25 protein-coding genes are annotated in these 26,241 nt (G+C 61.8%); 14 read left to right on the forward strand and 11 right to left on the reverse strand.

Annotated features, from left to right (window positions below; all coding sequences use genetic code 11):
* Nucleotides 1–52 precede the first annotated feature (52 nt).
* Nucleotides 53–2,401: a 7TM diverse intracellular signaling domain-containing protein gene (locus tag ACODTD_RS15870; protein WP_489105006.1), complete on the reverse strand. Its 2,349-nt coding sequence runs from the start codon at nt 2,399–2,401 to the stop codon at nt 53–55.
* A 304-nt stretch (nt 2,402–2,705) separates the two neighbouring features.
* Here ACODTD_RS15870 and ACODTD_RS15875 point away from each other — a divergent pair, with 304 nt between their 5' ends.
* From ACODTD_RS15875 to ACODTD_RS15890, 4 genes are all read left to right on the forward strand, one after another.
* Nucleotides 2,706–3,503: a hydroxymethylpyrimidine/phosphomethylpyrimidine kinase gene (locus ACODTD_RS15875; protein WP_011336079.1), complete on the forward strand. Its 798-nt coding sequence runs from the start codon at nt 2,706–2,708 to the stop codon at nt 3,501–3,503.
* A 24-nt stretch (nt 3,504–3,527) separates the two neighbouring features.
* Nucleotides 3,528–4,151: a thiamine phosphate synthase gene (thiE, locus tag ACODTD_RS15880; protein ID WP_011336080.1), complete on the forward strand. Its 624-nt coding sequence runs from the start codon at nt 3,528–3,530 to the stop codon at nt 4,149–4,151.
* A gap of 10 nt (nt 4,152–4,161) precedes the next feature.
* A complete protein-coding gene (gene hemL / locus ACODTD_RS15885) occupies nt 4,162–5,445 on the forward strand; it encodes a glutamate-1-semialdehyde 2,1-aminomutase (protein WP_201818739.1) in 1,284 nt (427 codons plus the stop codon).
* A 226-nt stretch (nt 5,446–5,671) separates the two neighbouring features.
* The gene (locus tag ACODTD_RS15890; protein ID WP_011336082.1) at nt 5,672–6,226 is read left to right on the forward strand and encodes a tetratricopeptide repeat protein; all 555 of its coding nucleotides are present in this window, start codon (nt 5,672–5,674) and stop codon (nt 6,224–6,226) included.
* 98 nt (nt 6,227–6,324) lie between these two features.
* Here ACODTD_RS15890 and ACODTD_RS15895 read toward each other — a convergent pair whose 3' ends face one another.
* Complete coding sequence (locus tag ACODTD_RS15895; protein ID WP_007958692.1) at nt 6,325–6,654, reverse strand: DUF1820 family protein; 330 nt, start codon at nt 6,652–6,654, stop codon at nt 6,325–6,327.
* Between the two features lie 132 nt (nt 6,655–6,786).
* Here ACODTD_RS15895 and miaB point away from each other — a divergent pair, with 132 nt between their 5' ends.
* The 5 genes from miaB (at nt 6,787) to lnt (ending at nt 12,116) form a co-directional block, all read left to right on the forward strand.
* A complete protein-coding gene (gene miaB, locus ACODTD_RS15900; protein ID WP_011336083.1) occupies nt 6,787–8,115 on the forward strand; it encodes a tRNA (N6-isopentenyl adenosine(37)-C2)-methylthiotransferase MiaB in 1,329 nt (442 codons plus the stop codon).
* 123 nt (nt 8,116–8,238) lie between these two features.
* Nucleotides 8,239–9,243, forward strand: a complete 1,005-nt coding sequence (locus ACODTD_RS15905; protein WP_011336084.1) for a PhoH family protein — start codon at nt 8,239–8,241, stop codon at nt 9,241–9,243.
* Nucleotides 9,236–9,730: an rRNA maturation RNase YbeY gene (gene ybeY / locus ACODTD_RS15910; RefSeq protein WP_011336085.1), complete on the forward strand. Its 495-nt coding sequence runs from the start codon at nt 9,236–9,238 to the stop codon at nt 9,728–9,730. The genes ACODTD_RS15905 and ybeY overlap by 8 nt, the downstream gene beginning before the upstream one ends.
* 5 nt (nt 9,731–9,735) lie before the next feature.
* Nucleotides 9,736–10,575: a CorC family transporter gene (locus tag ACODTD_RS15915; protein ID WP_007909641.1), complete on the forward strand. Its 840-nt coding sequence runs from the start codon at nt 9,736–9,738 to the stop codon at nt 10,573–10,575.
* A gap of 17 nt (nt 10,576–10,592) precedes the next feature.
* On the forward strand, nt 10,593–12,116 hold the full coding sequence (lnt, locus tag ACODTD_RS15920; RefSeq protein ID WP_011336086.1) for an apolipoprotein N-acyltransferase: 1,524 nt from the start codon (nt 10,593–10,595) through the stop codon (nt 12,114–12,116).
* A 35-nt stretch (nt 12,117–12,151) separates the two neighbouring features.
* Here the strand turns inward: lnt and ACODTD_RS15925 are convergent, their stop codons facing one another.
* Complete coding sequence (locus tag ACODTD_RS15925; protein ID WP_011336087.1) at nt 12,152–12,931, reverse strand: YdcF family protein; 780 nt, start codon at nt 12,929–12,931, stop codon at nt 12,152–12,154.
* A 105-nt stretch (nt 12,932–13,036) separates the two neighbouring features.
* Nucleotides 13,037–13,360: a hypothetical protein gene (locus ACODTD_RS15930; protein ID WP_011336088.1), complete on the reverse strand. Its 324-nt coding sequence runs from the start codon at nt 13,358–13,360 to the stop codon at nt 13,037–13,039.
* 254 nt (nt 13,361–13,614) lie between these two features.
* Between ACODTD_RS15930 and leuS the strand changes: the two genes are divergently transcribed.
* The 5 genes from leuS (at nt 13,615) to ACODTD_RS15955 (ending at nt 19,680) form a co-directional block, all read left to right on the forward strand.
* Entirely contained in the window at nt 13,615–16,221 is a 2,607-nt protein-coding gene (gene leuS / locus ACODTD_RS15935; RefSeq protein WP_011336089.1) for a leucine--tRNA ligase, read from the forward strand.
* 87 nt (nt 16,222–16,308) lie between these two features.
* Nucleotides 16,309–16,914, forward strand: a complete 606-nt coding sequence (locus ACODTD_RS15940; RefSeq protein ID WP_011336090.1) for an LPS-assembly lipoprotein LptE — start codon at nt 16,309–16,311, stop codon at nt 16,912–16,914.
* Nucleotides 16,915–16,953: 39 nt separating this feature from the next.
* A complete protein-coding gene (gene holA, locus ACODTD_RS15945; RefSeq protein ID WP_007958673.1) occupies nt 16,954–17,991 on the forward strand; it encodes a DNA polymerase III subunit delta in 1,038 nt (345 codons plus the stop codon).
* Nucleotides 17,992–18,131: 140 nt separating this feature from the next.
* Nucleotides 18,132–18,296: an alternative ribosome rescue factor ArfA gene (gene arfA, locus ACODTD_RS15950; RefSeq protein ID WP_007958672.1), complete on the forward strand. Its 165-nt coding sequence runs from the start codon at nt 18,132–18,134 to the stop codon at nt 18,294–18,296.
* 61 nt (nt 18,297–18,357) lie between these two features.
* Nucleotides 18,358–19,680 (forward strand): lytic murein transglycosylase, encoded by a 1,323-nt coding sequence (locus ACODTD_RS15955; protein WP_011336091.1) that lies wholly within the window; start codon nt 18,358–18,360, stop codon nt 19,678–19,680.
* Nucleotides 19,681–19,730: 50 nt separating this feature from the next.
* Here the strand turns inward: ACODTD_RS15955 and ACODTD_RS15960 are convergent, their stop codons facing one another.
* The 7 genes from ACODTD_RS15960 to mltB all read right to left on the reverse strand — a co-directional run bounded on the left by ACODTD_RS15960 (nt 19,731) and on the right by mltB (nt 26,241).
* A complete protein-coding gene (locus ACODTD_RS15960) occupies nt 19,731–20,678 on the reverse strand; it encodes a S66 peptidase family protein (protein WP_201818740.1) in 948 nt (315 codons plus the stop codon).
* A 173-nt stretch (nt 20,679–20,851) separates the two neighbouring features.
* Complete coding sequence (gene lipA / locus ACODTD_RS15965; protein ID WP_162130488.1) at nt 20,852–21,850, reverse strand: lipoyl synthase; 999 nt, start codon at nt 21,848–21,850, stop codon at nt 20,852–20,854.
* Nucleotides 21,851–21,875: 25 nt separating this feature from the next.
* Nucleotides 21,876–22,523, reverse strand: a complete 648-nt coding sequence (gene lipB, locus ACODTD_RS15970) for a lipoyl(octanoyl) transferase LipB (protein ID WP_011336093.1) — start codon at nt 22,521–22,523, stop codon at nt 21,876–21,878.
* Nucleotides 22,523–22,798, reverse strand: coding sequence for a DUF493 domain-containing protein (locus tag ACODTD_RS15975; RefSeq protein ID WP_011336094.1), 276 nt, complete (start codon nt 22,796–22,798; stop codon nt 22,523–22,525). Before ACODTD_RS15975 ends, lipB begins: the two co-directional genes overlap by 1 nt.
* Nucleotides 22,799–22,882: 84 nt before the next feature.
* A complete protein-coding gene (locus ACODTD_RS15980; protein ID WP_011336095.1) occupies nt 22,883–24,040 on the reverse strand; it encodes a D-alanyl-D-alanine carboxypeptidase family protein in 1,158 nt (385 codons plus the stop codon).
* 183 nt (nt 24,041–24,223) lie between these two features.
* Nucleotides 24,224–25,231 (reverse strand): septal ring lytic transglycosylase RlpA family protein, encoded by a 1,008-nt coding sequence (locus ACODTD_RS15985; protein WP_011336096.1) that lies wholly within the window; start codon nt 25,229–25,231, stop codon nt 24,224–24,226.
* A complete protein-coding gene (mltB, locus tag ACODTD_RS15990) occupies nt 25,231–26,241 on the reverse strand; it encodes a lytic murein transglycosylase B (protein WP_201818742.1) in 1,011 nt (336 codons plus the stop codon). Before mltB ends, ACODTD_RS15985 begins: the two co-directional genes overlap by 1 nt.

The following is a 26,241-nucleotide window of genomic DNA, read 5'->3' on the forward strand; positions in this document are numbered from 1 at the left end:
CCCGAACCGATCAAAGTGTCATATCGGCCTAAATACCGGCGCTTTCACCCTATCAGCAGCTCAATACCCGCCGCTGCATCGCAACTTGCAGATCCTCGAATTTCACTGGTTTGCTCAGGTAATCGATCGAGCCACCCGACGCGCAATGCTCGCGATCCGCCCCCAGCGCGATCATGAACACCGGCAGATGGGCGCATCCCGGCAGGTCACGGATCTGGCAACACAGCGATGCCCCGTCGAGCGGTGGCAGCTGGCAGTCGATCAGCACGGCATCGAAGCGCTCGCGCTGCAAACAGTCGAGCGCCGCCGCGCCGTGGTCGGCGGTGCGCACGCGGAAACCGAGCTTGAGCAACATGCCGCGCATCACCAGTTGGTTGACGCTGTTGTCGTCCACCAGCAGCACGGTGCAATCCTGCGGCGCGCGCACGGTGTCGCGGCTGAACGCGGGCACGGCTTCCACTTCCGGCAACTCAAACTCGACATCCAGTTGAAAGCGGCTGCCACTCCCCGGTTCGGAGCGGTGCGTGAGCTTGCCACCGAGCAACTCCACCAATTGACGGCAGATCGCCAGACCGACACCCAGCCCGCCGTATTCGCGGGTCATCGAACCATCGAGCTGGAAGAACCGCTGATACATCGTCGCCTCGCCCAGATCGGTGAAGCCAATGCCGGTGTCGATCACCGCAAAGGACAACGCCAGGCGATTGTCCGCCGACGGCTTGCCGGTGACCCGCAACGCCAGACCGCCGACGCGGGTGAACTTGATCGCGTTGTCCAGCAGGCACTCCAGGCATTGTGCGAGTTTGGCGCTGTCGCCATGCAGGCGATCCGGCAGGGTCGGAAGCACGTCGACCTTGAAGTCCAGCGACTTGCTCGAAGCGTTGCCATCGAACTGAATCCGCAACGCCTCGACCACCCCGCGCAGGCTGAAGCTGCCCGGCGTGGCCTTGAGCTTGCCGGCCTGCAATTCGGTCAGGGTCAGGATGCCGTTGACCATGCGCATCATGTCCCGCGCCGAACCGGCGGCAGTCTGCTGGTATTGCTCCAGTTCCGGATCGAGTTCGACGGTCTGCATCAGCTCCAGCGAACCGATCACACCGTTCATCGGCGTGCGCAGTTCGTGAGTCAGGGTCGCGAGGAATTCGTCCTTGAGCTTGTTGCTATGGGCCAGTTGCTGGTTGAGCACTTCGAGCTTCTGGCCCGCATCGAACAGGGTCTGCGCCTGTTGTTCGCGCATCGCGTTGATGCGGTCGGCCAGCGCCAGCGACAGCAGCGCCACTTCAATGGCCGAACCGATCTGGCTGGCGTACATGGTCAGGAACACATTCGGCAGCAGGCCCAGCACCATCATGGTGTTGACGATGCCGCCGATCAGGAACGCCGACCAGGCAATGATGAAATAACGCGCCACCCGCAGGCCGCGCCACCAGGCGAGGATCCCGGCGGCAAAGATCACCACGGTGAAGGTCAGCGCCAGGGTCGTCGCCAGACGCAGGGCCAGGCCATAACTGGTCATCAACGAGAGGCCGATCACCATGGCGCCGAACGCGATCAGGGCGATCAGCAGGCGATCGAGCCAGCGGCTGTGGTTCCTGGTCTGCAGGAAACTGCGGGCGAACTGGCTGCCGAACAGCCCCGCGCAACCGATGAAGAACGGCGTGGCGGCGTTGGCCCACCATGGGTTGTCCGGCCAGAAATACTCGACCGCCGCGCCATTGACCGACAGCTGATAGAGGCCGAACGAAGCGATATAGAAGATGTAATAGAGGTAACTGGTATCGCGCACGCTGAGGTAGATGAACAGGTTATAGACCAGCATCCCCAGCAGCACGCCATAAATGATCCCCAGCACATACAGGCGCACCGGTTGGTCTTCAAGGTACGCGGTGCTCGACCACAACGTCACCGGCGCCTGGATCGAGCCTTCGCTGGACAACCGCAGATAAACGGTTCGTTGCTGATCCGGCTTGAACGCCAGGTCGAACAGGTAATTGTTCTGGCGGATCTCGCGACTGGCGAACGGCAAGGCGTCCCCGGTCTGCCGCACCAGACGGTAGTCGCCGGCCGCATCGGGCAGATACAGGTCGAGATGATCGAGCGGCGGATACGCCAGCTCCAGCAACCAGCTGCGCTGCGCCGACGGATTGGTCGGGCGGTAATGCAGGTCGATCTTCAGCCAGAACGCCGAGCGCGAATAACCGGCATTGAGCGTGGCTTTGTCATGGGGTTTGAAGTTTCCAGCGGCGGCTTGCGCGCGGACGTCGGCAATGCTCGCCTGACCGCTCGGGTCTTCGAACACTTGCAGGGATCGACCCAGCGGGAGGCTCTGGGTGAACTCGTCGAACTCGACGGCGCTTGCCAGGAGGGGCAAACAGAACAGCAACATCAACAAATAGCGCATTGAAGCCCCAGCGTGGCTTGGCCGGTTGTGTCAGGAAGCCCCCCATTCCCTTTGAGATGACGTAAAACCGGTATTACCTGTTATTGGTTTGGATCCACTCTAGCATAGCCGTTGATGGCCATTGAGCACCATGGAAATTTTTCCAACAAAGGCTCTAGAACGGGCGTTCCAGAGCAAAATACCGGGCTAGAGCTGTTGGCTCGGTCAGATTGTGGCAAGCGCTGTGGATCTCGCTACCCGTGTTATCGGCCGCGCACTGCGCCACAACACCCGGAAAACAGGTTTGGTGGTAAGCTCGCGCACCATGAATATCTACAGCTCACGCCCCGTTGTCCTCTGTCTCTCCGGCCACGACCCCAGTGGTGGCGCCGGCTTGCAGGCAGATATCGAAGCCCTGCTCGCTCAGGGTTGCCATGCGGCTCCGGCCGTCACCGCCCTGACCGTGCAAGACACCGTCAACGTCACTGACTTTCGCGTCCTCGACCGTGAGTGGGTACTGGCCCAGGCCAATGCCGTGCTCAACGACTCCGAAGTCGCGGCAGTGAAACTGGGCATGCTCGGTTCCCTGGAAATGGTCGACACCGTCGTCGAACTGCTTCAGGCGCACCCGCACTTGCCAGTGGTCTGCGACCCGGTGCTGCGTGCCGGCGGCGGCGGACGCCTGGGCAAGGACGAAGTCGGCTACGCCATGCGCGAACGCCTGCTGCCGCTGTCGATCATCGCCACCCCCAACCTTCCCGAAGCCCGGATCCTTGCCGAACTGCCGGAAGGCACCGCGGACGAGTGCGCTGAAAAACTCCTGCCGTTCATCAAGAACCTGCTGATCACTGGCGGTCACGGCGACGAAAGCGAAATCCATAACCGCCTGTACAGCCGCGACGGCCTGCGCGAAACCTTCAAGTGCCAGCGCTTGCCGGGCAGCTATCACGGCTCCGGTTGCACCCTGGCCAGCACGCTTGCCGGCCGCCTGGCACTGGGCGAAAACCTTGCCAGCGCCGTACGCACGGCACTGGATTACACCTGGCGCACCCTGCGCGATGCCGAACAGCTGGGCAAAGGCCAGTTCGTGCCGCGTCGCCTGCCGCTGGATTTCTGTTCCTGATGTTTCGAGCCTGAGGTCTGCGCGATGAAACTACGTGGCCTGTATGCCATCACCGACAGCCAGTTGCTGGCCGGCAAGTTTCTGTCCTACGTGGAGGCGGCGCTGGAAGGCGGCGTCACCCTGCTGCAATACCGTGACAAGAGCAGCGACGAAGCCCGCCGTCTGCGTGAGGCCGAAGCCCTGCGCGATCTGTGCGAACGCTACAAGACGCAACTGATCATCAACGATGACGCCGAACTGGCCGCACGCCTGAACGTCGGCGTGCACCTGGGCCAGACCGACGGCCCGCTGTCGCCGACCCGCGCCCTGCTCGGCTACAAGGCGATCATCGGTTCGACCTGCCACGCGCAGCTTGAACTGGCCGAACAGGCCGCCAGGGAAGGCGCGAGTTACGTCGCCTTCGGTCGTTTCTTCAACTCCAACACCAAACCCGGTGCACCGAGTTGCAGCCTCGATCTGCTCGACGAGGCCAAACGCACCCTGCACCTGCCGATCTGCGCGATCGGCGGCATCACCCTCGACAACGCCGCGCCGCTGGTGGCCCACGGTGTCGATCTGCTGGCCGTGGTCCATGGCCTGTTCGGCGCCAACAGCACCGCCGAAGTGACCCGCCGCGCCCGCGCCTTCAATGAATTACTAAAAGTCTGAGAGCCCGATCATGTCTCGTTCCGAAACCCTGTTTGCCAACGCCCAGAAACACATTCCCGGTGGCGTGAACTCGCCGGTACGCGCGTTCAAGAGCGTTGGCGGCACGCCGCTGTTCTTCAAGCACGCCGAAGGCGCCTACGTCACTGACGAAGACGACAAGCGTTATGTGGATTACGTCGGCTCGTGGGGCCCGATGATCCTCGGCCACAGCCACCCGGACGTGCTGGACGCGGTGCGCAACCAGTTGCAGCACGGCCTGTCCTACGGCGCGCCGACCGCGATGGAAACCGAGATGGCCGACCTGGTCTGCTCGCTGGTGCCGTCGATGGAGATGGTGCGCATGGTCAGCTCCGGCACCGAAGCGACCATGAGTGCAATCCGTCTGGCCCGTGGCTTCACCGGCCGCGACAGCATCATCAAGTTCGAAGGCTGCTACCACGGTCACTCCGACAGCCTGCTGGTCAAGGCCGGTTCCGGTGCACTGACCCAAGGCGTACCAAGCTCTGCCGGCGTACCCGCAGCGTTCGCCAAACACACCCTGACCCTGCCGTTCAACGACATCGACGCCGTTGAAAAAATGCTCGCCGAAGTCGGCCAGGACGTGGCGTGCATCATCGTCGAGCCCGTGGCCGGCAACATGAACTGCGTACCGCCGGCACCGGGTTTCCTCGAAGGCCTGCGCAGCCTGTGCGACAAGCACGGCGTGGTGCTGATTTTCGACGAAGTGATGACTGGTTTCCGCGTCGCCCTCGGCGGCGCCCAGGCTTACTACGGCGTAACCCCGGACCTGACCACCTTCGGCAAGATCATCGGCGGCGGCATGCCGGTCGGTTGCTTCGGCGGCAAGCGCTTGATCATGGAGCGCATCGCGCCGTTGGGCCCGGTCTATCAGGCGGGCACCTTGTCGGGTAACCCGCTGGCGATGGCTGCCGGCCTGACCACCCTGCGTCTGATCAGCCGTCCGGGCTTCCACGCCGAGCTGACCGACTACACCACGCGCCTGCTCGACGGCCTGCAACAGCGCGCCGATGCGGCCGGCATTCCGTTCGTGACCACCCAGGCGGGCGGCATGTTCGGTCTGTACTTCAGTGGTGCCGACGACATTGTTACTTTTGAAGACGTGATGGCCAGCGATGCGGCGCTGTTCGGTCGCTTCTTCCACCTGATGCTGGAAGGTGGCGTATATCTCGCACCGAGCGCTTTCGAAGCCGGTTTCACCTCGATCGCCCATGGCGAAGCCGAGCTGAAACTGACCCTCGACGCCGCCGAACGCGCCTTCGCCAAGTTGAAGTAAAACGCCCCGCCGCTGACGTTGGCCATTGCCAGCGTCAGCGTTCTCCTACATTCGCGCGCCTTTTCCGACACGCCTGCCAAAAATCTCCCATAAAGTGGGCGATATATTTCCCGCGCAGCAGAAAATCGAGTAAAGACTTTGTAAGGATGGCCCTGCTTATTTCATAATGCGCGCTTATTGGATCCCTCGACGGGTCCGCGCGCCCTTCAGAGGTAAGTCGATTCCCATGAACCGCACCGGCCGCACCCTTGCCTTGGGCTGCCTGTTGCTCCTTCAGCCGCTGCTCGCGAATGCACAAGCAGGCGGCAACTCGTTGTTGATCCCGGCGATGGGTCGCTGCACCCTCAATACTCAGCCGCAAGATGTCACGCAGGCCCTCGCCGCCTGCCAAAAGGCAGCGGATGAAGGGGATGCGCAAGCGCAATACGAGTTGGGTGAGTTCTACTACGACGGCAAGAACGCGCCGCGCGACCTCAATCAAGCCCTGAGCTATTTCGAAAAGGCCTCGCTGCAAGGCCATGCCCAGGCGCAATTCAAGCTCGGCACCATGTTCTTCCACGGCGAAGGCGTGCAAGCCAACAACATTCAGGCGTACATCGTGCTGAAGATGGCGGCGGTCAACGGCGCCGAAGACGCGCTCGACACCGCCGACGAAGTGTCCGAAAAGATGTCCCGCGAAGACCTGGAAACCGCGACCCAGGTGCTCGGGCAAATTTTCCGTAAATACCTGATGGAACTGCAGAGCGCCGACGGGCGTACGCCGTTCTCGCCCCTGCCCTGACTAACGATAGTTCCCGCGCTTTTCGTCACCGACTCGGAGCGTCGAAGGCGGCATTCCCACGCAGAGCATGGGAACGATCACTTCCATAAAACCCGGTTTTACTTCTCGGGCATCGGCACCGGAAACGGCATCACGTTGCCAACGCCGCCACGGGCTTCGCTGATCTTCGGTGTCCCCAGTCGCTCCACTTCATCGATGCGCACGATCGAGTGCATCGGCACAAAGCTGCGCACCACGCCTTCGAACTGCGCCTTGAGCTTTTCTTCGCTCGGGTCGACGACCACTTGCGTGCGCTCGCCAAAGACGAACTCTTCCACTTCCAGAAAGCCCCAAAGATCACTTTGATAGATCTGCTTGGCGTACATTTCGAACACCTGGCCCTGGTTGAGGAAAATCACCTTGTAGATTGGAGCTTCGCGTTTGGTCATGGCGGGCGGACGACATCGGGGTAAAAATGAGGGCGCGAACTATAGCATAGCCACCGGACGCGCAGCGGTAGGAACCTGGGGACATGTTCCCTATAATGCGCGGTTCTTTGAACCACGTGACGACCCTATTCCATGGCCAAGAAGCTTTACATCGAAACCCACGGTTGCCAGATGAACGAGTACGACAGCTCGCGCATGGTCGATCTGCTGGGCGAACACCAGGCCCTGGAAGTCACGGCGCGCGCCGAAGATGCCGACGTGATCCTGCTCAACACCTGCTCGATCCGCGAACGCGCCCAGGACCGGGTGTATTCCCAGCTCGGCCGCTGGCGCGAACTGAAACTGGCCAACCCGGACATGGTGATCGCCGTCGGCGGTTGCGTGGCCAGCCAGGAAGGCGCGGCGATCCGCGATCGCGCGCCGTACGTCGACGTGGTGTTCGGCCCGCAGACCCTGCACCGTCTGCCGGAAATGATCGACGCCGCGCGCATCAGCAAGCTGCCGCAAGTCGACGTGTCGTTCCCGGAAATCGAAAAATTCGACCACCTGCCCGAGCCGCGTATCGACGGCCCGAGCGCCTATGTGTCGGTGATGGAGGGCTGCAGCAAGTACTGCACGTTCTGCGTGGTGCCTTACACCCGCGGCGAAGAAGTCAGCCGACCGTTCGACGACGTGATCGCCGAGATCATCCACCTGGCCGAAAACGGTGTGCGTGAAGTGACCCTGCTGGGGCAGAACGTCAACGGCTATCGCGGGCTGACCCACGACGGTCGCCTGGCGGACCTGGCCGAACTGATCCGCGTGGTCGCGGCGGTCGACGGCATCGACCGCATCCGCTACACCACTTCGCACCCGCTGGAGTTCTCCGACAGCCTGATCCAGGCCCACGCCGAAGTGCCGGAACTGGTCAAGCATCTGCACTTGCCGGTGCAGTCGGGTTCGGACCGGATCCTGGCCGCGATGAAGCGCAACCACACGGCGCTGGAATACAAATCCAAGCTGCGCAAACTGCGTGCCGCCGTACCGGGCATCTGCATCAGTTCGGACTTCATCGTCGGCTTCCCGGGGGAAACCGAGAAAGATTTCGAACAGACCATGAAGCTGATTGCCGACGTCGGTTTCGACTTTTCCTACTCGTTCGTTTACAGCCAACGCCCGGGCACCCCGGCTGCCGACCTGGCCGACGACACCCCGGAAGAGCTGAAGAAAGAGCGCCTGAACGCCTTGCAGCACCGTTTGAACCAGCAAGGGTTCGAGATCAGCCGACAAATGGTCGGTTCGGTCCAGCGGATTCTGGTGACCGATTATTCGAAGAAAGACCCCGGCGAGCTGCAAGGGCGGACCGAGAATAACCGTATCGTCAACTTCCGCTGCGATAATCCGACCCTGATCGGCCAGTTCGCCGACGTCCACATCGACGCGGCGCAACCGCACTCGCTGCGCGGCTCGCTGATCCAGTAACACCGCAAGGAGACCGCGCCAGACGGCTGAATCGATGCAAGGCTTTTTAAGAGCTTTCGCACCCACGCCGCTGGCGTTATCCTTGATTTCATCCTAATTGCCCCAGGGCGGCTAAATACGACCTTGAACGCACCCATCGAACCACATCGTTTCATCCTCGAGCCCTTTGAGGCTCGCCGCTTCGCCAATCTGTGCGGGCAGTTCGACGAGCACTTGCGGCTGATCGAACAGCGCCTGGCCATCGAGATCCGCAACCGCGGCAATCAGTTCGAGCTGATCGGCGAACCCAAGCACACCACTTCCGCGGAAAACCTGATTCGCCGCCTGTACCGGGAAACCAAGGGTTCAGAGCTGTCGCCGGATACGGTTCACCTGTTCCTCCAGGAATCGGCTGTCGAGCAACTGGACAACCACGCCCCCGCCGAAGCCTCCGTCGCCCTGCGCACCAAGAAAGGCATGATTCGCCCACGCGGCCTGAATCAGCTGCGCTATGTGAAAGAAATCCTTGGCAACGACATCAACTTCGGCATCGGCCCGGCCGGTACCGGCAAGACCTATCTGGCCGTGGCCTGCGCCGTCGATGCCCTGGAGCGCGAGCAGATCCGCCGCATCCTGCTGGTGCGTCCGGCGGTCGAAGCGGGTGAAAAACTCGGCTTCCTGCCCGGCGACCTGTCGCAGAAGATCGACCCTTACCTGCGCCCGCTCTACGACGCGCTCTATGAAATGCTCGGCTTCGAATACGTGGCCAAGCTGATCGAGCGTCAGGTGATCGAAGTCGCGCCGCTGGCCTACATGCGCGGTCGCACGCTGAACAACAGCTTCATCATTCTCGATGAGAGCCAGAACACCACCGTCGAACAGATGAAGATGTTCCTGACCCGGATCGGTTTCGGCTCCACGGCCGTGATCACCGGCGACATCACCCAGGTCGACCTGCCGCGCGGCACCAAATCCGGACTTCATCACGTCATCGAAGTCCTGAAAGATGTGCCGGGCATCAGCTTCACCCACTTCCAGCCCAAAGACGTGGTGCGCCATCCGTTGGTGCAACGCATCGTCGAAGCCTACGAGCGCTTCGAGACGCGTTTGGCCGATGAAGCGCCAAAGGACACCCGCCACGATGCTTGAGCTTGACCTGCAAATCGCGACCGAAGCGCCTGCGCCGACCGAAGCCGAGTTCCGCCAATGGTGCGAACTGGCCCTGCGCCAGCGCACAGCCGACTCGGAAATGACCATTCGTCTGGTCGATGAGGACGAAGGCCGCGAGCTGAATCACACCTGGCGGCACAAGGATTACGCGACCAACGTCCTGTCCTTTCCCGCCGAAGTGCCCGACGAGTTCCTAGACATCCCGCTGCTGGGAGATCTGGTGATCTGCGTGGCCGTGGTTGAGCGTGAGGCCACCGAACAGGGCAAGGAACTAAAGGCCCACTGGGCACATCTGGTCATTCACGGCTGCTTGCATCTGCTTGGTTACGACCATATAGATGACGAGGAAGCCGAGGAAATGGAAGCACTGGAACGCGAGTTGCTTGCCGAATTGGGTTATCCCGATCCGTACGCGGACGACGAAACCGAAACATCCCCTACTGTTACAACAAAGGATTCAGAGTAATCGCTATGAGCGAAGATCGATCGAGCAACGGGCAAAAGTCATGGCTGGGTAAACTGACCCAGGCTTTTGCCCACGAGCCGAAGAACCGCCAGGAGCTGCTTGAGCTGCTGCGCGATGCACATCAGAACAAACTGCTGGACAGCGAAGCGCTGGCCATCGTCGAAGGCGCCATCCAGGTGGCTGACCTGCAGGTTCGCGACATCATGGTGCCGCGCTCGCAGATGATCAGCATCAAGGCGACCCAGACACCCCGCGAATTCCTCCCCGCCGTGGTCGACTCGGCCCACTCGCGCTACCCGGTCATCGGCGAAAGCCATGACGACGTGATGGGCGTGCTGCTGGCCAAGGATCTGCTGCCGCTGATCCTCAAGGAGAACGGCGACAGCTTCAACATCAAGGACCTGCTGCGCCCGGCCACGTTCGTGCCGGAGTCCAAGCGTCTGAACGTGTTGCTGCGTGAATTCCGCGCCAACCACAACCACATGGCCATCGTGATCGACGAATACGGTGGTGTGGCCGGTCTGGTGACCATCGAAGACGTGCTCGAGCAGATCGTCGGCGACATCGAAGACGAGCACGACGTCGAAGAAGACAGCTACATCAAGCCGCTGCCCAGCGGTGATTTCCTGATCAAGGCCCTGACGCCGATCGAGAACTTCAACGAGTTCTTCGACAGCGAATTCTCCGACGACGAGTTCGACACCGTCGGCGGGCTGGTGATGAGCGCGTTCGGGCACTTGCCAAAACGCAACGAAATCACTGAAATCGGCGCCTATCGTTTCCGCATCCTGAACGCCGACAGCCGTCGGATTCATTTGCTGCGACTGACCCCAATCGCCCGGTAAAAAATCTAAGGATTGAAATGCGCTGGACAACCCGTCCCGGCTGGCCCGGTAACCTGCTGGCCGTGGCGGCCGGTGCAATCACCACCTTCGCGCTGGCACCGTTCGATCTCTGGCCGCTGGCCTTGCTGGCAGTCGGCCTGTTCTATGCAGGCCTGCGCGAGCTGAGCCCGCGTCAGGCCTTGGGTCGTGGCTGGTGCTTCGGCTTCGGCCTGTTCGGCGCCGGCACCAGCTGGATCTATTACAGCATCCACCATTTCGGCGGCGCTTCGGTGCTGCTGGCCGGTTTCCTGATGCTGATCTTCACGGCGGCGATTGCCTGGTTCTTCGCCCTGCCCGCCTGGCTGTGGGCACGCTGGTTGCGGCGTAACGACGCGCCGGTGGCTGACGCACTGGCGTTTGCGGCGCTGTGGGTCGGCCAGGAAGCTTTCCGTGGCTGGTTCCTCACCGGTTTCCCGTGGCTGTATTCCGGGTACAGCCAGCTTGACGGCCCACTGGCCGGACTCGCGCCAGTGGGCGGGATGTGGCTGGTGTCGTTCGTTCTCGCGCTGACCGCTGCACTGATCTACAACGCACCGCGCCTGCTGCAAACCCGCCGCAAAGCCTTCATCGCTGCCGGCCTGGTATTGCTGATCGGTCCATGGGCGGCAGGCATTGCGCTCAAGGGCCATGCCTGGACCAGCCCGGCCGGCGCGCCTCTCACCGTTGCCGCCATCCAGGGCAACGTCGCGCAAAGCATGAAATGGGACCCGGCCGAGCTCAACGCGCAACTGGCGCTGTACCGCGACCTGAGTTTCCGCTCCAAACCGGTGGACCTGCTGATCTGGCCGGAAACCGCAGTCCCGGTGCTCAAGGAGTCCGCCGAGGGCTACCTGACCATGATGGGCAACTTCGCCGCCGAGCGTAAATCGGCGCTGATTACCGGCGTGCCGATCCGCGAAATGGTCCGTCACGAAAAACGCTTCTTCAACGGCATCACCGTGGTCGGCGAAGGCGATGGCACTTATCTGAAACAGAAGCTGGTGCCATTCGGCGAGTACGTACCCTTGCAGGACATCCTGCGCGGGCTGATCGCGTTCTTCGACCTGCCAATGTCCGACTTCGCCCGCGGCCCTGCCGATCAGGCCCTGTTGCAGGCCAAGGGATATCAGATCGCGCCGTTCATCTGCTACGAAGTGGTGTATCCGGAATTCGCCGCAGGCCTGGCGGCACGCAGCGATCTGCTGCTGACGATCAGCAACGACACCTGGTTCGGTACGTCGATCGGCCCGCTGCAACACCTGCAAATGGCGCAGATGCGCGCGCTTGAAGCCGGACGCTGGATGATTCGCGCGACCAACAACGGCGTGACCGGGCTGATCAACCCGTTTGGCCAGATCACCGAGCGAATTCCGCAGTTCGAGCAGGGCGTGCTCTACGGCGAAGTGGTGCCGATGCACAACCTGACGCCGTATCTGCAATGGCGCTCGTGGCCGCTGATCATCCTGTGTGTGGTGCTGTTCGGCTGGGCGCTGATGACCAACCGGATGTCCAAGACGCTCTGAAAACCCGCTCACTCCCGCGTTCTGCGCGGGAGTGATCAATCGGCGCTGTCACCCCCTCGGTAGAACAGTGAATAGCCGATCTGCCCCACCGCCTCGTTCATCAACTGCCCGCTTTGCCAGATCGACTTGAACTCCGGCAGCCAGCCGCCAAACGGTCGCGCATTGTCCGTGCCGAGGAACCCGACCGGTGCCGGCACCACTTCGAATCCGGCCTGTTGATAGCTCCACACCGCTCGCGGCATGTGCCAGGCCTGGGTCACCAGCACGATCCGCTTCACACCTTCCGGCAATAGCACTTTGGCGCTGAATTCGGCGTTCTCCCACGTGGTGCGGCTCTCCCCTTCCTGCCAGCGCACCGTCACACCGAAGTCATCGCGCAACGAATCGGCCATCAGTTTGGCTTCGGTCGGCGGCGTACCGTAATGCAGGCCACCACTGGTCAGAATCGGCAACCCCGATGCCTTGGCCAGTCGCGCCGCATAACGCTGGCGCTCCAGCCCGACACCGGTCGGTTGATCCTCGCCCCAGGCCAGATCGCCGCGCTCGCGACCGGAGCCCAGCACCACAATCGCATCGGCGCGCTGCGCCAGACTTGCCCATGAATCCCGCGCCAGCGGCGGCTCGCGCTCCAGGGCCTTGGCACCCCATTGCACGACCACCGGCAGACTCATCAGCCAGAAGCCGCCAAAACCCAGGGCAAAGCACAGCCCGGCCAGTCGCGGCCGCGAACGTCGCAGCCACCAGGCAACGAGCAGCAGCAACAAGAGAACGCCTGGCGGCAATAGAAGTTGTTTAATGAAATAACGAAAAGGCATCGAGCATCTCCAGAGATGCCCGAAGCCTAAGTGGGTTGATACAGCGCGACAACCAGTAGGGTCGGATCCCGTTGAAAAAGATCCGCTTTTTGACCTGCCATGCGTTTACTTGGCCTGCAGAGTCCGCACTTTGACGGCATCTCTGCCGGGTGCCTTGTCCTTGAGCCAGATGACTTTGGCCGTATGGGCTGCATCGAGTTGTTTCACTGCTTGTGACAGGTATCCGTGGGTTTCACGCTCACTGCGATCCAGATAGGCCTTGACCAGTTTGAACTCGGCGGGACTCAAGCCACGCAATTCCAGCTCCAGGGGGCGCTCGTCGCGCAGCCGGCCAGCGGTTTTTGCCGCGTCCAGGGCCATCCCCAGACGATCGATCAACCGCTCGTACAACTCGGGTTTGGTAACGTTTTTTTGCTGTGACTCCACCATCCCTCACCTCATTGAAGATAAGACTCACTCCCCAGTTAGAGCTTAGCTTCGCTGCACAAACCGGCTGCACGCCGCGACCAACGGCCCTCGCCGCAATTTTGACCGGTCAAACGGCTGCAATCAGGGTTTCCCTAGGCCGAGCGCGGTCATGTATGCTACGGCGCTTCCTGTAACTCCACTTCCAGCTCGTCCGGCACGCCCCGAACGTCGCATTGAAGAGGATTAGGCCACCCCTATCCAGTACAAAAGTAGCCATGCACGAACAATATCAGCCCCGTGAAATCGAAGCCGCCGCCCAGTCGTTCTGGGACGAGCAAAAGTCCTTTGAAGTCAGTGAACAGCCAGGCAAGGAGACTTACTACTGCCTGTCGATGTTCCCTTACCCCAGCGGCAAGCTACACATGGGGCACGTGCGCAACTACACCATCGGCGACGTGATCTCCCGCTACCAGCGCATGCTCGGCAAGAACGTTCTGCAACCGATGGGTTGGGATGCCTTCGGCATGCCGGCGGAAAACGCCGCGATGAAGAACAACGTGGCCCCGGCCAAGTGGACCTACGAAAACATCGCCTACATGAAATCCCAGCTGCGCAGCCTGGGCCTGGCGGTCGACTGGTCGCGCGAAGTCACCACCTGCAAACCGGATTACTACCGCTGGGAACAATGGCTGTTCACTCGCCTGTTCGAAAAAGGCGTGATCTACCGCAAGAACGGCACCGTGAACTGGGACCCGATCGACCAGACCGTCCTGGCCAACGAACAGGTGATCGACGGTCGCGGCTGGCGTTCCGGCGCGCTGATCGAAAAGCGCGAAATCCCGATGTACTACTTCAAGATCACCGCGTACGCGGATGAGCTGCTGGAGAGCCTCGACGAACTGACTGGCTGGCCTGAACAGGTCAAGACCATGCAGCGCAACTGGATCGGCAAGTCGCGCGGGATGGAAGTGCAGTTCCCGTACAACGTCGACTCGATCGGCGAAAGCGGCACCCTGAAAGTCTTCACCACCCGTCCGGACACCCTGATGGGCGCAACTTACGTTGCTGTGGCTGCCGAGCACCACCTGGCCGCTCTCGCCGCGAAGAACAACCCTGAGCTGCAAGCGTTCATCGCCGAATGCAAGGGCGGCAGCGTCGCCGAAGCCGACGTCGCCACTCAAGAGAAGAAAGGCCTGCCGACCGGCCTGTTCGTCGAGCACCCGCTGACCGGCGAAAAACTGCCGGTGTGGGTCGCCAACTACGTGCTGATGCACTACGGCGACGGCGCAGTCATGGCTGTGCCGGCGCACGACGAGCGCGATTTCGAATTCGCCCACAAGTACAACCTGCCGGTCAAATCCGTGGTGCGCACCAGCTCCGGTGACACCAACCCGGCGCCATGGCAAGACGCCTACGGCGAGCACGGCACGCTGATCAACTCCGGCGAGTTCGACGGCCTGGACTTCGCCGGCGCGTTCGACGCCATGGAAGTCGCCCTGATCAAGAAAAACCTCGGTGCCTCGCGCACCCAGTTCCGCCTGCGCGACTGGGGCATCAGCCGTCAGCGCTACTGGGGCTGCCCGATCCCGATCATTCACTGCGACGCCTGCGGTGACGTGCCGGTGCCGGAAGACCAACTGCCGGTCGTCCTGCCGGAAGACGTAGTGCCGGACGGCGCCGGTTCGCCGCTGGCGCGCATGCCTGAGTTCTACGAGTGCACCTGCCCGAAATGCGGTCAGCCTGCCAAGCGTGAAACCGACACCATGGACACCTTCGTCGAGTCGTCCTGGTACTACGCCCGTTACGCCTCGCCGCACTTCGAAGGCGGTCTGGTGGAAAAATCCGCGGCCGACCACTGGTTGCCGGTGGATCAGTACATCGGCGGTATCGAACACGCCATTCTTCACCTGCTGTACGCGCGTTTCTTCCACAAGCTGATGCGCGACGAAGGCCTGGTGAGCTCCAACGAGCCGTTCAAGAACCTGCTGACCCAGGGCATGGTGGTCGCCGAGACTTACTATCGTCGCGAAGCCAATGGTGCCTACACCTGGTTCAACCCGGCGGACGTGGAACTTGAGCGCGACAGCAAGGCCAAGGTCATCAGCGCCAAGCTGATCGCCGATGGCCTGCCGGTGGAAATCGGCGGCACCGAGAAGATGGCCAAGTCGAAGAACAACGGCGTCGACCCTCAGTCGATGATTGACCAGTTCGGCGCCGACACCTGCCGTCTGTTCATGATGTTCGCCTCGCCACCTGACATGAGCGCGGAATGGTCCGACTCCGGCGTGGAAGGCTCGCACCGCTTCCTCAAGCGCGTCTGGCGTCTGGCTCAGGCCCACATCACTCAGGGCCTGCCAGGCAAACTGGACATCGCCAGTCTGAATGACGAGCAGAAAGTCATTCGTCGCGCGATTCACCAGGCGATCAAGCAGGCCAGCCATGACGTCGGCCAGAACCACAAATTCAACACCGCCATCGCCCAGGTGATGACGTTGATGAACGTGCTGGAAAAAGCCGCGCAAGCGACCGAACAGGATCGCGCACTGGTTCAGGAAGGTCTGGAAACCGTGACGCTGCTGCTGGCTCCGATCACACCGCACATCAGCCACGAGCTGTGGAACCGCCTGGGCCACGCCGATCCGGTGATCGACGCCAGCTGGCCGGTGCTGGACGAAAGTGCGCTGGTGCAGGACAGCCTGACCCTGGTGATCCAGGTCAACGGCAAGCTGCGTGGCCAGATCGAAATGCCGGCCGCCGCCACCCGTGAAGAAGTCGAAGCGGCAGCCCGTGCCAACGAAAACGTGCTGCGTTTTGTTGACGGTCTGACGATTCGCAAAGTGATCGTAGTGCCCGGGAAACTGGTCAATATCGTCGCCAGCTAATTGGATCGGGCGTCAGGTGAGCCTGACGCCCAGTAAAACCTTTCGGGCCACAGAGTCGGCCCACATGGTTTCAAGGGGAGCAACACAATGATCAAACGCAATCTGCTGGTGATGGGCCTCGCCGTCCTGTTGAGCGCCTGCGGTTTCCAGCTGCGCGGCACCGGCACCACCGAACTTACGATCAAGGAACTTGATCTGAGCGCCCGCAACGCCTATGGCGAAATCGTGACGCAACTGCGTCAGGTGCTTGAATCCAGTGGCGTCAAGGTTGTCTCCGGCGCGCCATACAAGCTTTACCTTTCCGATGAACAGGAATCCCAGCGCATCCTCAGCTACGCCGGTGCGGGTCGCACTGGCGAGTACCAGGTGAGCACCGTGCTCAGCTATGACATCCGTGGCGAGAAAGGTCTGCTGCTGAAAAGCGACAAGCTTGAAGTGCAGAAAGTGTTCATTCACGACGGCAACAACCTGGTGGGTTCCGACCAGGAAGCCAACGATGCCCGCCGTGAAACCCAGCGCGAACTGGTACAACGCATGATGCTGCGCCTGCAGCAACTGACGCCGGCTCAACTGGATGCCCTGCAGCAGACAGCCAATGCCCGGGCCAAGGCTGAAGCCGATGCACTCGAAGCGGCGCAGAAGGCTGAAGCGGAAACCCCGCGTCAGTCGCCGCTCGAACTGCCGCAGCAGTAAGACGTACGGGGCGCTCAGGCGCCCCGTTCGCCCTCTCTTATGAAGCTCGCTCCCGCCCAACTCGGCAAACACCTGCAAGGCGCCCTCGCGCCGGTCTACATCATCAGCGGCGATGACCCGCTGCTGTGTCAGGAAGCTGCCGACGCCATTCGCTCCGCTGCCCGTCAGCAAGGGTTCGACGAACGCCAGGTCTTTGCCGCCGACGCCAATTTCGATTGGGGTACGCTGCTGCAGGCCGGCGCCAGCATGTCGCTGTTCGCCGAAAAGCGCTTGCTGGAACTGCGCCTGCCTTCGGGCAAGCCCGGTGACAAGGGCGCCGCCGCGCTGATCGAGTACTGCTCGCGCCCGGCTGAAGACACGGTACTGTTGATCAGCCTGCCGAAGCTGGACGGTAGCGCGCAGAAGACCAAGTGGGGCAAGGCGCTGGTCGAGGGTCAGCAGACCCAGTTCGTGCAGATCTGGCCGGTAGATGCCAACCAGCTGCCGAGCTGGATTCGTCAGCGACTGTCCCAGGCCGGCTTGTCGGCCAGCCAGGACGCGGTCGAATTGATCGCCGCGCGGGTCGAAGGCAATCTGCTGGCTGCCGCGCAAGAGATCGAAAAACTCAAGCTGATGGCCGAGGGCGGGCAGATCACCGTCGAAACCGTGCAGGCAGCCGTGGCCGACAGTGCGCGCTTCGACGTATTCGGCCTGACCGACGCAGTGCTCAACGGCGAACCGGCTCACGCCCTGCGCATGCTCGAAGGGCTGCGCGGTGAAGGGGTCGAACCACCGGTGATCCTCTGGGCTCTGGCCCGGGAGTTGCGCTTGCTGGCCAACATCTCGTTGCAGTACAGCCAGGGCACACCGCTGGACAAGTGCTTCAGTCAGGCCAAGCCGCCGGTCTGGGACAAGCGCAAACCGCTGATGAGCAAGGCCCTGCAACGTTACTCGGCGCAACGCTGGGCGCAGTTGCTGCTCGAAGCCCAGCGTATCGATGCGCAGATCAAGGGCCAGGCAGCCGGTTCGCCGTGGATGAGCCTCAGCCGGTTGGCGCTGCTGATGGCCGGTCAGCGTCTGACATTACCTGCCGAATGAAATCCGGGATCGCGCGCGGCGGTCCCGTTGTTTACCGAGTCCATTTCCTACAGAACATCCCGCCCTCGGTCCTATAGACAGACGCCCGAGATCGGCAGATTATCTGCCGCGCAAGACCTCACTCAATCGAGAGAACCCTCATGAGCAAAAAGCCATCGAAACATGGCCACAACAAGGCCAAATCCATCGTCGCCCAACCCCTGTTCCGCAGCCGCCAGGAACGCCCCACCAAGGGTAAAGGCAGCTACCGCCGCGAAGCCTTCCAGTCTGACAGCTGGGAGGCTTCTTACTTTCTGGCCGCTTGAAGCACAGCACCCCTTCCTCATGTTAAGGTCTGCACCTGATTCGTATTCCCTGGACCTGTGCATGCCCCTCAGTCTTTCCCGTCGTTGGCCCTTCCGCCAACTGATCGCTGCCTCCAGCTTCGTACTGCTCGTCGCCTGCGCGGAAAAACCCACCGCCGCCGACGCTCAACCGCTTCAGACCGCCCCCGTTGCCACAGCCCCAGCGATCCTCCCGCCGGTAGTGCCGTCCGGTGACAACCTCGACCTGCAACCGACCCAGACCTTTGCCGAATGGCAGGCCGGTTTCCGCAAGGAAGCTCTGGCCGCCGGCATCCGTGCCGACCTGTTTGACCGCGCATTTGCCAATGTCAGCTTCGATGCCAGCGTGATTCGCGCCGACCGCAGCCAGCCGGAATTCGCCCGGCCCGTCTGGGAATACCTGGACGGTGCCCTTTCGCCCTTGCGCGTGCGCAAAGGCCAGGCCCTGATCAGCCAGTACGCCGATATCCTGCAAAGCATCGAGCAGCGCTATGGTGTCGATCGCCAGGCGCTGGTGTCGGTGTGGGGGATGGAAAGCAACTTCGGCCAGTTCCAGGGCAGCAAGTCGGTGATCAATTCGCTGGCCACTCTGGCCTATGAAGGCCGCCGCCCGGGCTTTGCCCATGCGCAGTTGATTGCGGCGTTGCAGATCCTGCAACAGGGCGACATCACGCCGGAAAAAATGCTCGGTTCCTGGGCTGGCGCCATGGGCCAGACCCAGTTCATCCCGACCACCTACAACACCCACGCCGTGGACTTCGACGGTGACGGTCGCCGCGACATCTGGGGCAGCCCGGCTGACGCTCTGGCATCCACCGCGCATTACCTGCAAAGCTCCGGCTGGCAGCGTGGCCAGCCGTGGGGCTTCGAAGTCCAGCTACCAAGCGGTTTCAACTACACCCTGGCCGACGGCGCGATTCGTAAAAGCGTTGCTGAATGGCGGCAACTGGGCGTGATCCTGCCGAACGGCGGCCAGGTTCCAGCCGGTTCCGAGCAACTGTCCGCTGCCCTGCTGCTGCCGGCCGGCTATCGCGGACCGGCGTTCCTGATCCTCGACAACTTCCGGGCGATCCTCAAGTACAACAACTCGTCGTCCTACGCACTGGCCGTCAGCCTGTTGTCCGAGCGCTTCAACGGTGCCGGCCTGATCAATGGCACCTGGCCAAAGGATGACCTGCCGCTGAGCCGCACTGAGCGGATCGAACTGCAAAACCTGCTCACTGCGCGCAACTACGACGCCGGTGCGGCAGACGGGATCATCGGCGCCAATACGCGCAAGGCGATCCGCAGTGCGCAGCAGTCATTCGGCTGGCCGGCGGACGGTTATCCGACGCACAAACTGCTGGAAAGCCTGCGTAACCAGTAAAGACAAAAGACCGCCGCCTCTTCAGGCGGCGGTCTTTTTTTGTGGCTCGATCAGCGAATCACTACATCCTGTTCCAGCATCAATTCTTTCTTCCCTGCATCCAGTCGAACCAGCGCCCCCAGCGGCAGCGTCAGGTTCGGATCGCAGTGCCCGATGCGCCAGCCGGACAGCACCGGAATCCGCAGCGGTTCAAAAGTCTGCTTGAGCAAGCGGTTCAAGGCCTCGACATCCACGCCCGCCACATCCCCAACCAGCACGCCGCGCAATCTGGCCAGCTTGCCCGCCAGACGCATCTGGGTCAGCAAGCGGTCGATCCGGTACAGCGGCTCGTTGATGTCCTCGATGAGCAGAATCACCCCTTCGACGTCGATTTCGTAGGGCGTGCCCAGGGTCGCGGCGATCATCGCCAGATTGCCTCCCTGCAAACGCCCGTGGGCAATGCCGGGTTCCACGGTGGTCAATGGATAAGCCGCCGGATGACTCAGCACACTGCCGGCCTTCAACTGACCCCGCAGCATGGCGAAGAATGACGTCACCGTCGGCGGTTCCTTGTCCCCCAGCAGATCGGCATTCAGCAGCGGCCCGTGAAAGGTCACGAAACCGGCATAACGGCTGATGGCCAGATGCAGTGCGGTGATGTCGCTGTAACCGACGAAAGGCTTGGCATGACGGCTCAGCAGGTCGTAGTCGATCCGGTCCAGCAACCTTGGCGTGCCGTAACCACCGCGCAGGCAAATGATCGCATCCACCTCCTCGTCAGCGAACGCCGCGTGCAGATCGTTGAGCCGCACCTCGTCGCTGCCGGCCAGATAGCCATCCTTCTCGTAGACGCCAGGGAACACCCGCAAACCGTAGCCCCGGGCGCGCATCCACTGAACGGCCTTTTCAGTGTCCAGCGTGCCGGGGCCGGCAGGCGCAATGACGCCTATCAGCCCTTCCGACGGCAGCGCGGGCACAGGCTTGTGCGGGAAAAGGGTGTGGGTCGGTCGAACGGTCATCCATGGATCTCCCTGTGTGAAGTCATGCTCACACAGTAGTCAGGAACGGCGACAAACAGAAGAGGCTCGGCCGCGCCGCAGATTGCAGGAAAAGTCAGTAACGCGTGTAGGCCGGGCAAAAAAATGCCCGCCGGGCGATAAACCACGGCGGGCATTTTACATTCAGCGCCGAATCAGGAACCGAGCAGCTCGGCCTTGACCAGTTTCGCTTGCTCGTCAGCGTGGTACGAAGAACGCACCAATGGGCCGGACGCGACGTTCTTGAAGCCCATCTTGTAACCTTCCTCGGCGAACCAGGCGAAGGTGTCCGGGTGCACGAAACGCTGCACCGGCAAGTGGCTGCGGGACGGTTGCAGGTACTGGCCCAGGGTCAGCATGTCGATATCGTGTTCGCGCATGCGCTTCATGACTTCGATGACTTCGTCGTCGGTCTCGCCCAGACCCAGCATCAGGCCGGATTTGGTCGGGATGTGCGGCATCATCTGCTTGAAGCGTTGCAACAGAGTCAGCGACCACTGGTAGTCCGAACCCGGACGCGCAGCCTTGTACAGGCGCGGTACGGTTTCCAGGTTGTGGTTGAACACGTCCGGCGGCTCGGCCGCGGTGATTTCCAGGGCGATGTCCATGCGGCCACGATAGTCCGGGACCAGGGTCTCGAGCTGCACGTTCGGCGACAGTTTGCGGATTTCGCGGATGCAGTCGGCAAAGTGCTGGGCACCGCCGTCACGCAGGTCGTCGCGGTCAACCGAGGTGATCACCACGTACTTGAGTTTCAGGTCGGCGATGGCGATGGCCAGGCTTTCCGGCTCATTGACGTCCAGTGGTTTCGGACGACCGTGGCCAACGTCGCAGAACGGGCAACGACGGGTGCAGATGTCACCCATGATCATGAAGGTCGCGGTGCCGCCGGAGAAGCACTCGCCCAGGTTCGGGCAGGACGCCTCTTCGCAGACGCTGTGCAGCTTGTGCTTGCGCAGCAGGCTCTTGATGCGGTCGACTTCCGGCGAAACCGGGATGCGCACGCGGATCCAGTCGGGTTTCTTCGGCAGTTCGGTGGTCGGAATGATCTTCACCGGGATGCGTGCAACCTTCTCGGCGCCGCGCAGCTTGACGCCGGCTTCAACCTTGGGACGCGGGGCCGGGCGCTCGGTCACGTCGAGCGTCGGGATCATGGTTTGCACTGCATCAGTAGTCATATCAGTCGATTCCGCCCGTCAGGGTCGTCTGCTCAGCATAGTCGAGGTGTTTGACGAGCTGCGCGCGCAGCCGGGCACTTACCTCGGCAAATTCAATCGATCCTGCGTGCTCGCTCAGCTGGGTCATCGCCAGCCCGGCATAGCCGCAGGGATTAATCCGTCGAAACGGTTCCAGGTTCATGTCCACGTTCAGGGCCAGGCCATGAAAGGAACAACCGTGGCGAATCCGCAAACCCAGAGAAGCGATCTTCGCTCCGTCGATGTAGACGCCGGGAGCATCCGGCTTGGCCACGGCGGTCACGCCGTAGCTGGCCAGCAGTTCGATCAGGCAGCGCTCCATGCGGCTGACCAGATCGCGCACGCCGAAACCGAGTCGGCGCACATCCAGCAGCAGATAGGCTACCAACTGGCCTGGGCCATGGTAGGTCACCTGACCGCCGCGGTCGACCTGCACCACCGGAATGTCTCCCGGCAGCAACAGGTGCTCGGCCTTGCCGGCCTGGCCCTGGGTGAACACCGGCGGATGTTCAACCAGCCAGATTTCATCCGGGGCCGTGGTGCCACGCTCGTTGGTAAAACGCTGCATGGCCTGCCAGACCGGCTCGTAAGCCATCTGGCCAAGCTCGCGAAAGCCCAGCGTGCCCGGCATCACAGCACCATGTGCACGAAACCGGTAGCCCGCAGTTCGCTGTTGATGTTGTACAGCTGATCCTGATCGGTCGCGACGATGTGCAACTGGATGGTGGTGTACTTGCCGTTGCTGCTTTGACGCTCGTCGACACGCTCATCGTTGATCCTGGCGTGTTTCTTGACGATGTCGATGATCTTGTCTTTGTTGCCGACGCCCGTATCGCTGATCACCTTAACCGGATAATCAACCTGGGGAAATTCGATCTTTGGCGCCTTTACTTCGGTATCGGTCATGGCGTAACGGCCTCGTAAGCGTAAGCCCGGTAACGAACAAGGCCCCGCTCCGGATCGGAACGGGGCCATGCAGGTCAACTCGAATCAGTTGAACAAGCCGTAGAAGAATAGACGGATGCTATCCCACATGCGGCGGAAGATACCACCCTCCTCGACAGCGTCCAGGGCGATCAGGTCGGCGCTGTGCACCACCTTGTCGTCCAGTTTCACTTCGACTTTACCGATCACGTCGCCCTTGGCGATTGGCGCGGTCAGTTGCGGGTTCATGGTCATGCTGGCAGCGAGCTTCTTCAGCTGGCCTTTCGGCAGGGTCATGGTCAGGTCTTGTGCCAGGCCGGCCTTGACTTGACTGGTAGTGCCTTTCCACACCGGAGCCTGAGCCAGTTCGGTGCCCTTCTGGTAGAAGGTCTGGGTTTCGAAGAAGCGGAAACCGTAGGTCAGCAACTTCTGGGTCTCGGCGGCGCGGGCCACTTCGCTGTTGGTACCGAACACCACGGCAATCAGGCGCATGCCGTCACGTACGGCCGAGGACACCATGCAGTAGCCGGCTTCGTCGGTGTGGCCGGTTTTCAGACCGTCGACGGTCTTGTCGCGCCACAGCAGCAGGTTGCGGTTAGGCTGTTTGATGCCGTTCCAGAAGAACTCTTTCTGCGAGTAGATCGCGTAGTGAGCCGGATCTTCGTGGATGATCGCGCGCGCCAGGATCGCCATGTCGTGAGCCGACGAGTAGTGCTCAGGATTCGGCAGACCGGTCGGGTTCATGAAGTGGGTATTGGTCATGCCCAGATCGGCGACGGTCTTGTTCATCAGGTCGGCGAAGGCGTCTTCGCTGCCCGCGATGTGTTCAGCCACCGCGACGCTGGCGTCGTTGCCGGACTGGATGATGATGCCGTGCAGCAGGTCGCTGACAGTGACCTGCGAGCCGACCTTGATGAACATCCGCGAACCGCCGGTGCGCCAGGCGTTTTCGCTGACGGTCACCGGGTCGTTTTCACCGATCTGGCCGCGACGGATTTCCAGCGTGGCGATGTACGCGGTCATCAGTTTGGTCAGGCTGGCCGGCGGCAGGCGCTGGTCACCGTTGTTCTCCACCAGCACGTTGCCGCTGTTGGCATCCATGAGCACGTAGGATTTGGCGGCCAGTTGTGGTGGCGACGGCATCATCTCGGCCGCGAAGGCGGCTGGCGAGAGGAGCAGCGGGACTAGCAGACACAGGCGTTTGGCAAAGGTGGTGATGTTCATCCGTCTCTCGAAATCGCTAATGGAAACTGCCCTTGCGGACAAAATTAATCAGATGGCTTTCTAACGGGCCATCGCGTGTTCAGTTGCTCACTCCAGTCACCCTTGCCGGGCTTTTGTTCTTCGACGAGCCAACAACCTGGTTCACCCCCCAATCGCTGGTGAACCGTCAATCAAGTCCTACGTTTACTCGGTGACCACACTTGGCGAACCCAGGTTGGCCAGGCGCACGCTGTTCTGTACCTGGGCAATTTCACCCGGCGAACCGATCGGTCCCAGGCGAACCCGGTGCAGGGTCTGCTGATTGCGCACGATCGAGCTGATGAACACCGGAGCGCTCACCATCCCGCTGAGCTTCGACCTCAGGAGTTCTGCAGCGTCCGGGTTGGCGAACGCGCCCACCTGCAGATACTGGCCAGACGCTGGTGCAGAAGCGTTTTTTTTTGCATCGAGCTGAACCGGCACGACGGCCGCGGCGTGCTGCTGCGGCGGCGGGGTCCATTGCTCGACGGTGCCGGCCGAGGCCGTGATCACCGGGGCGCTATTCTGCGCGACTTGCGGCTCGTTGAGCATCAATGGTGCCGGACGGCCCTTGGCGGCCCACCATTGCTGCGGGTCGATGCCTTCGACCTTGACCCGCGCGGTGCCGATTTCGGCATAACCGAGTTTCTTGGCGGCGGCGTAGGACAGGTCAATGATCCGGTCCGAGTAGAACGGTCCGCGGTCATTGACCCTCAGGATCACGCTCTTGTTGTTGTCCAGGTTGGTCACCCGAACGTAACTCGGCAGCGGTAATGTCTTGTGGGCGGCACTCATGCCGTACAGGTCGTAGACCTCGCCGTTGGCGGTGTTCTGACCGTGGAACTTGGTGCCGTACCAGGACGCGGTGCCAGAGGCCACGTACGTCTTGGATTCCTGCAACGGGAAATAGGTCTTGCCCAGCACGGTGTACGGGTTGGCCTTGTACGGGCCGGTGTGCAGGGTCGGCGTGGCGTCCGGGATGCGCGATACATCGACGTCCCACCACGGCGCGCCGTCCTTGTGGGCCCGGTTGATGTCCAGGCCCGGCTGCGAACGCACGGCGGTGGTCGGCTTCTGGCTCGGCGAACGGCTGGTCGAACAACTGGCGACCAGCACCGCCAACGCAGCGAAAGCCACCAGCTTCAGGGGTTTATTGATAGGCAATGCCCGCATTACTTGACGCCCCGTGCTTGTACCAGCTGTTCAGACAGTTGATGTACGGCCATGGCGTACATCACGCTGCGGTTATAACGCGTGATCGCGTAGAAATTCTTCAGGCCCATCCAGTATTCCGGGCCGTTGTCGCCTTCGAGGCGGAATGCGGTGACCGGCATGTCATCGCGCAGCGCATCATGACTCGACCAGCCCAGCGCTCGCAACTCCCCGACGGTTTTCGTCGGCTCGATGCCGGTGGTCAGGCCTTCATCCACCTGCTCACCGCGTACATCTGCGCGACTGACCACCGGCTCGCCGGCGACCCAGCCGTGACGTTTGAAATAGCTGGCAACGCTGCCGATCGCATCATCCGGGTTGTTCCAGATGTTGATGTGGCCATCACCGTCGAAATCCACCGCGTAGGCGCGGAAACTGCTCGGCATGAACTGTGGCAAACCCATTGCCCCGGCGTAGGAACCCTTGAGGGTCAGCGGGTCGACCTGCTCCTCGCGCGCCAGCAGCAGGAACTCACGCAGCTCCTTGCGGAAAAATTCGGCACGAGGAGGATAGTCGAAACCCAGCGTGGACAAGGCATCGATCACCCGGTAATTACCGGTATTACGTCCGAAAAAGGTCTCAACGCCGATGATCGACACGATCACCTGGGCCGGAACGCCGTATTCCTGCTCGGCGCGGGCCAGTGTGGCCTCGTGCTGACGCCAGAAATCCACACCGCGGGCGATGCGCGCGTCGGTGATGAACATCGGCCGGTATTCTTTCCACAGCTTGACCCGTTCGGCGGGTTTGGAAATGGCGTCGAGAATCGCCTGTTTGCGCTGGGCCTCGCGGAACACGGCCATCAGCTGTTCGCCGGCGAAACCGTAGTCGCGGGTCATTTCACCGACGAATTCGGCCACCTGGGGCGAGCCTTCGTAATCGCCGGCCAACGCTTCCTGCGCGCTGCCAAGGATGCCTACCAGGCCGAGCCACGGTGCGTATCGTGTCGCCCAGTCACGCATTACTTGCAT

It is taken from the genome of Pseudomonas sp. FG35 (assembly GCF_057809295.1).

Bases quoted from the DNA above. Each gene is read 5' to 3' on its own strand.
- leuS (WP_011336089.1), top strand. From the start codon at position 13,615: ATGCACGAACAATATCAGCCCCGTGAAATCGAAGCCGCCGCCCAGTCG.
- ACODTD_RS15875 (WP_011336079.1), top strand. From the start codon at position 2,706: ATGAATATCTACAGCTCACGCCCCGTTGTCCTCTGTCTCTCCGGCCAC.
- lnt (WP_011336086.1), top strand. From the start codon at position 10,593: ATGCGCTGGACAACCCGTCCCGGCTGGCCCGGTAACCTGCTGGCCGTG.
- ACODTD_RS15955 (WP_011336091.1), top strand. From the start codon at position 18,358: ATGCCCCTCAGTCTTTCCCGTCGTTGGCCCTTCCGCCAACTGATCGCT.
- ACODTD_RS15925 (WP_011336087.1), bottom strand. From the start codon at position 12,931: ATGCCTTTTCGTTATTTCATTAAACAACTTCTATTGCCGCCAGGCGTT.
- arfA (WP_007958672.1), top strand. From the start codon at position 18,132: ATGAGCAAAAAGCCATCGAAACATGGCCACAACAAGGCCAAATCCATC.
- ACODTD_RS15960 (WP_201818740.1), bottom strand. From the start codon at position 20,678: ATGACCGTTCGACCGACCCACACCCTTTTCCCGCACAAGCCTGTGCCC.
- ACODTD_RS15980 (WP_011336095.1), bottom strand. From the start codon at position 24,040: ATGAACATCACCACCTTTGCCAAACGCCTGTGTCTGCTAGTCCCGCTG.
- holA (WP_007958673.1), top strand. From the start codon at position 16,954: ATGAAGCTCGCTCCCGCCCAACTCGGCAAACACCTGCAAGGCGCCCTC.
- hemL (WP_201818739.1), top strand. From the start codon at position 4,162: ATGTCTCGTTCCGAAACCCTGTTTGCCAACGCCCAGAAACACATTCCC.
- ACODTD_RS15915 (WP_007909641.1), top strand. From the start codon at position 9,736: ATGAGCGAAGATCGATCGAGCAACGGGCAAAAGTCATGGCTGGGTAAA.
- lipB (WP_011336093.1), bottom strand. From the start codon at position 22,523: ATGCCGGGCACGCTGGGCTTTCGCGAGCTTGGCCAGATGGCTTACGAG.
- ACODTD_RS15870 (WP_489105006.1), bottom strand. From the start codon at position 2,401: ATGCGCTATTTGTTGATGTTGCTGTTCTGTTTGCCCCTCCTGGCAAGC.
- ACODTD_RS15975 (WP_011336094.1), bottom strand. From the start codon at position 22,798: ATGACCGATACCGAAGTAAAGGCGCCAAAGATCGAATTTCCCCAGGTT.
- lipA (WP_162130488.1), bottom strand. From the start codon at position 21,850: ATGATCCCGACGCTCGACGTGACCGAGCGCCCGGCCCCGCGTCCCAAG.
- mltB (WP_201818742.1), bottom strand. From the start codon at position 26,241: ATGCAAGTAATGCGTGACTGGGCGACACGATACGCACCGTGGCTCGGC.
- ACODTD_RS15895 (WP_007958692.1), bottom strand. From the start codon at position 6,654: ATGACCAAACGCGAAGCTCCAATCTACAAGGTGATTTTCCTCAACCAG.
- ybeY (WP_011336085.1), top strand. From the start codon at position 9,236: ATGCTTGAGCTTGACCTGCAAATCGCGACCGAAGCGCCTGCGCCGACC.
- thiE (WP_011336080.1), top strand. From the start codon at position 3,528: ATGAAACTACGTGGCCTGTATGCCATCACCGACAGCCAGTTGCTGGCC.
- miaB (WP_011336083.1), top strand. From the start codon at position 6,787: ATGGCCAAGAAGCTTTACATCGAAACCCACGGTTGCCAGATGAACGAG.
- ACODTD_RS15940 (WP_011336090.1), top strand. From the start codon at position 16,309: ATGATCAAACGCAATCTGCTGGTGATGGGCCTCGCCGTCCTGTTGAGC.
- ACODTD_RS15985 (WP_011336096.1), bottom strand. From the start codon at position 25,231: ATGCGGGCATTGCCTATCAATAAACCCCTGAAGCTGGTGGCTTTCGCT.
- ACODTD_RS15890 (WP_011336082.1), top strand. From the start codon at position 5,672: ATGAACCGCACCGGCCGCACCCTTGCCTTGGGCTGCCTGTTGCTCCTT.
- ACODTD_RS15930 (WP_011336088.1), bottom strand. From the start codon at position 13,360: ATGGTGGAGTCACAGCAAAAAAACGTTACCAAACCCGAGTTGTACGAG.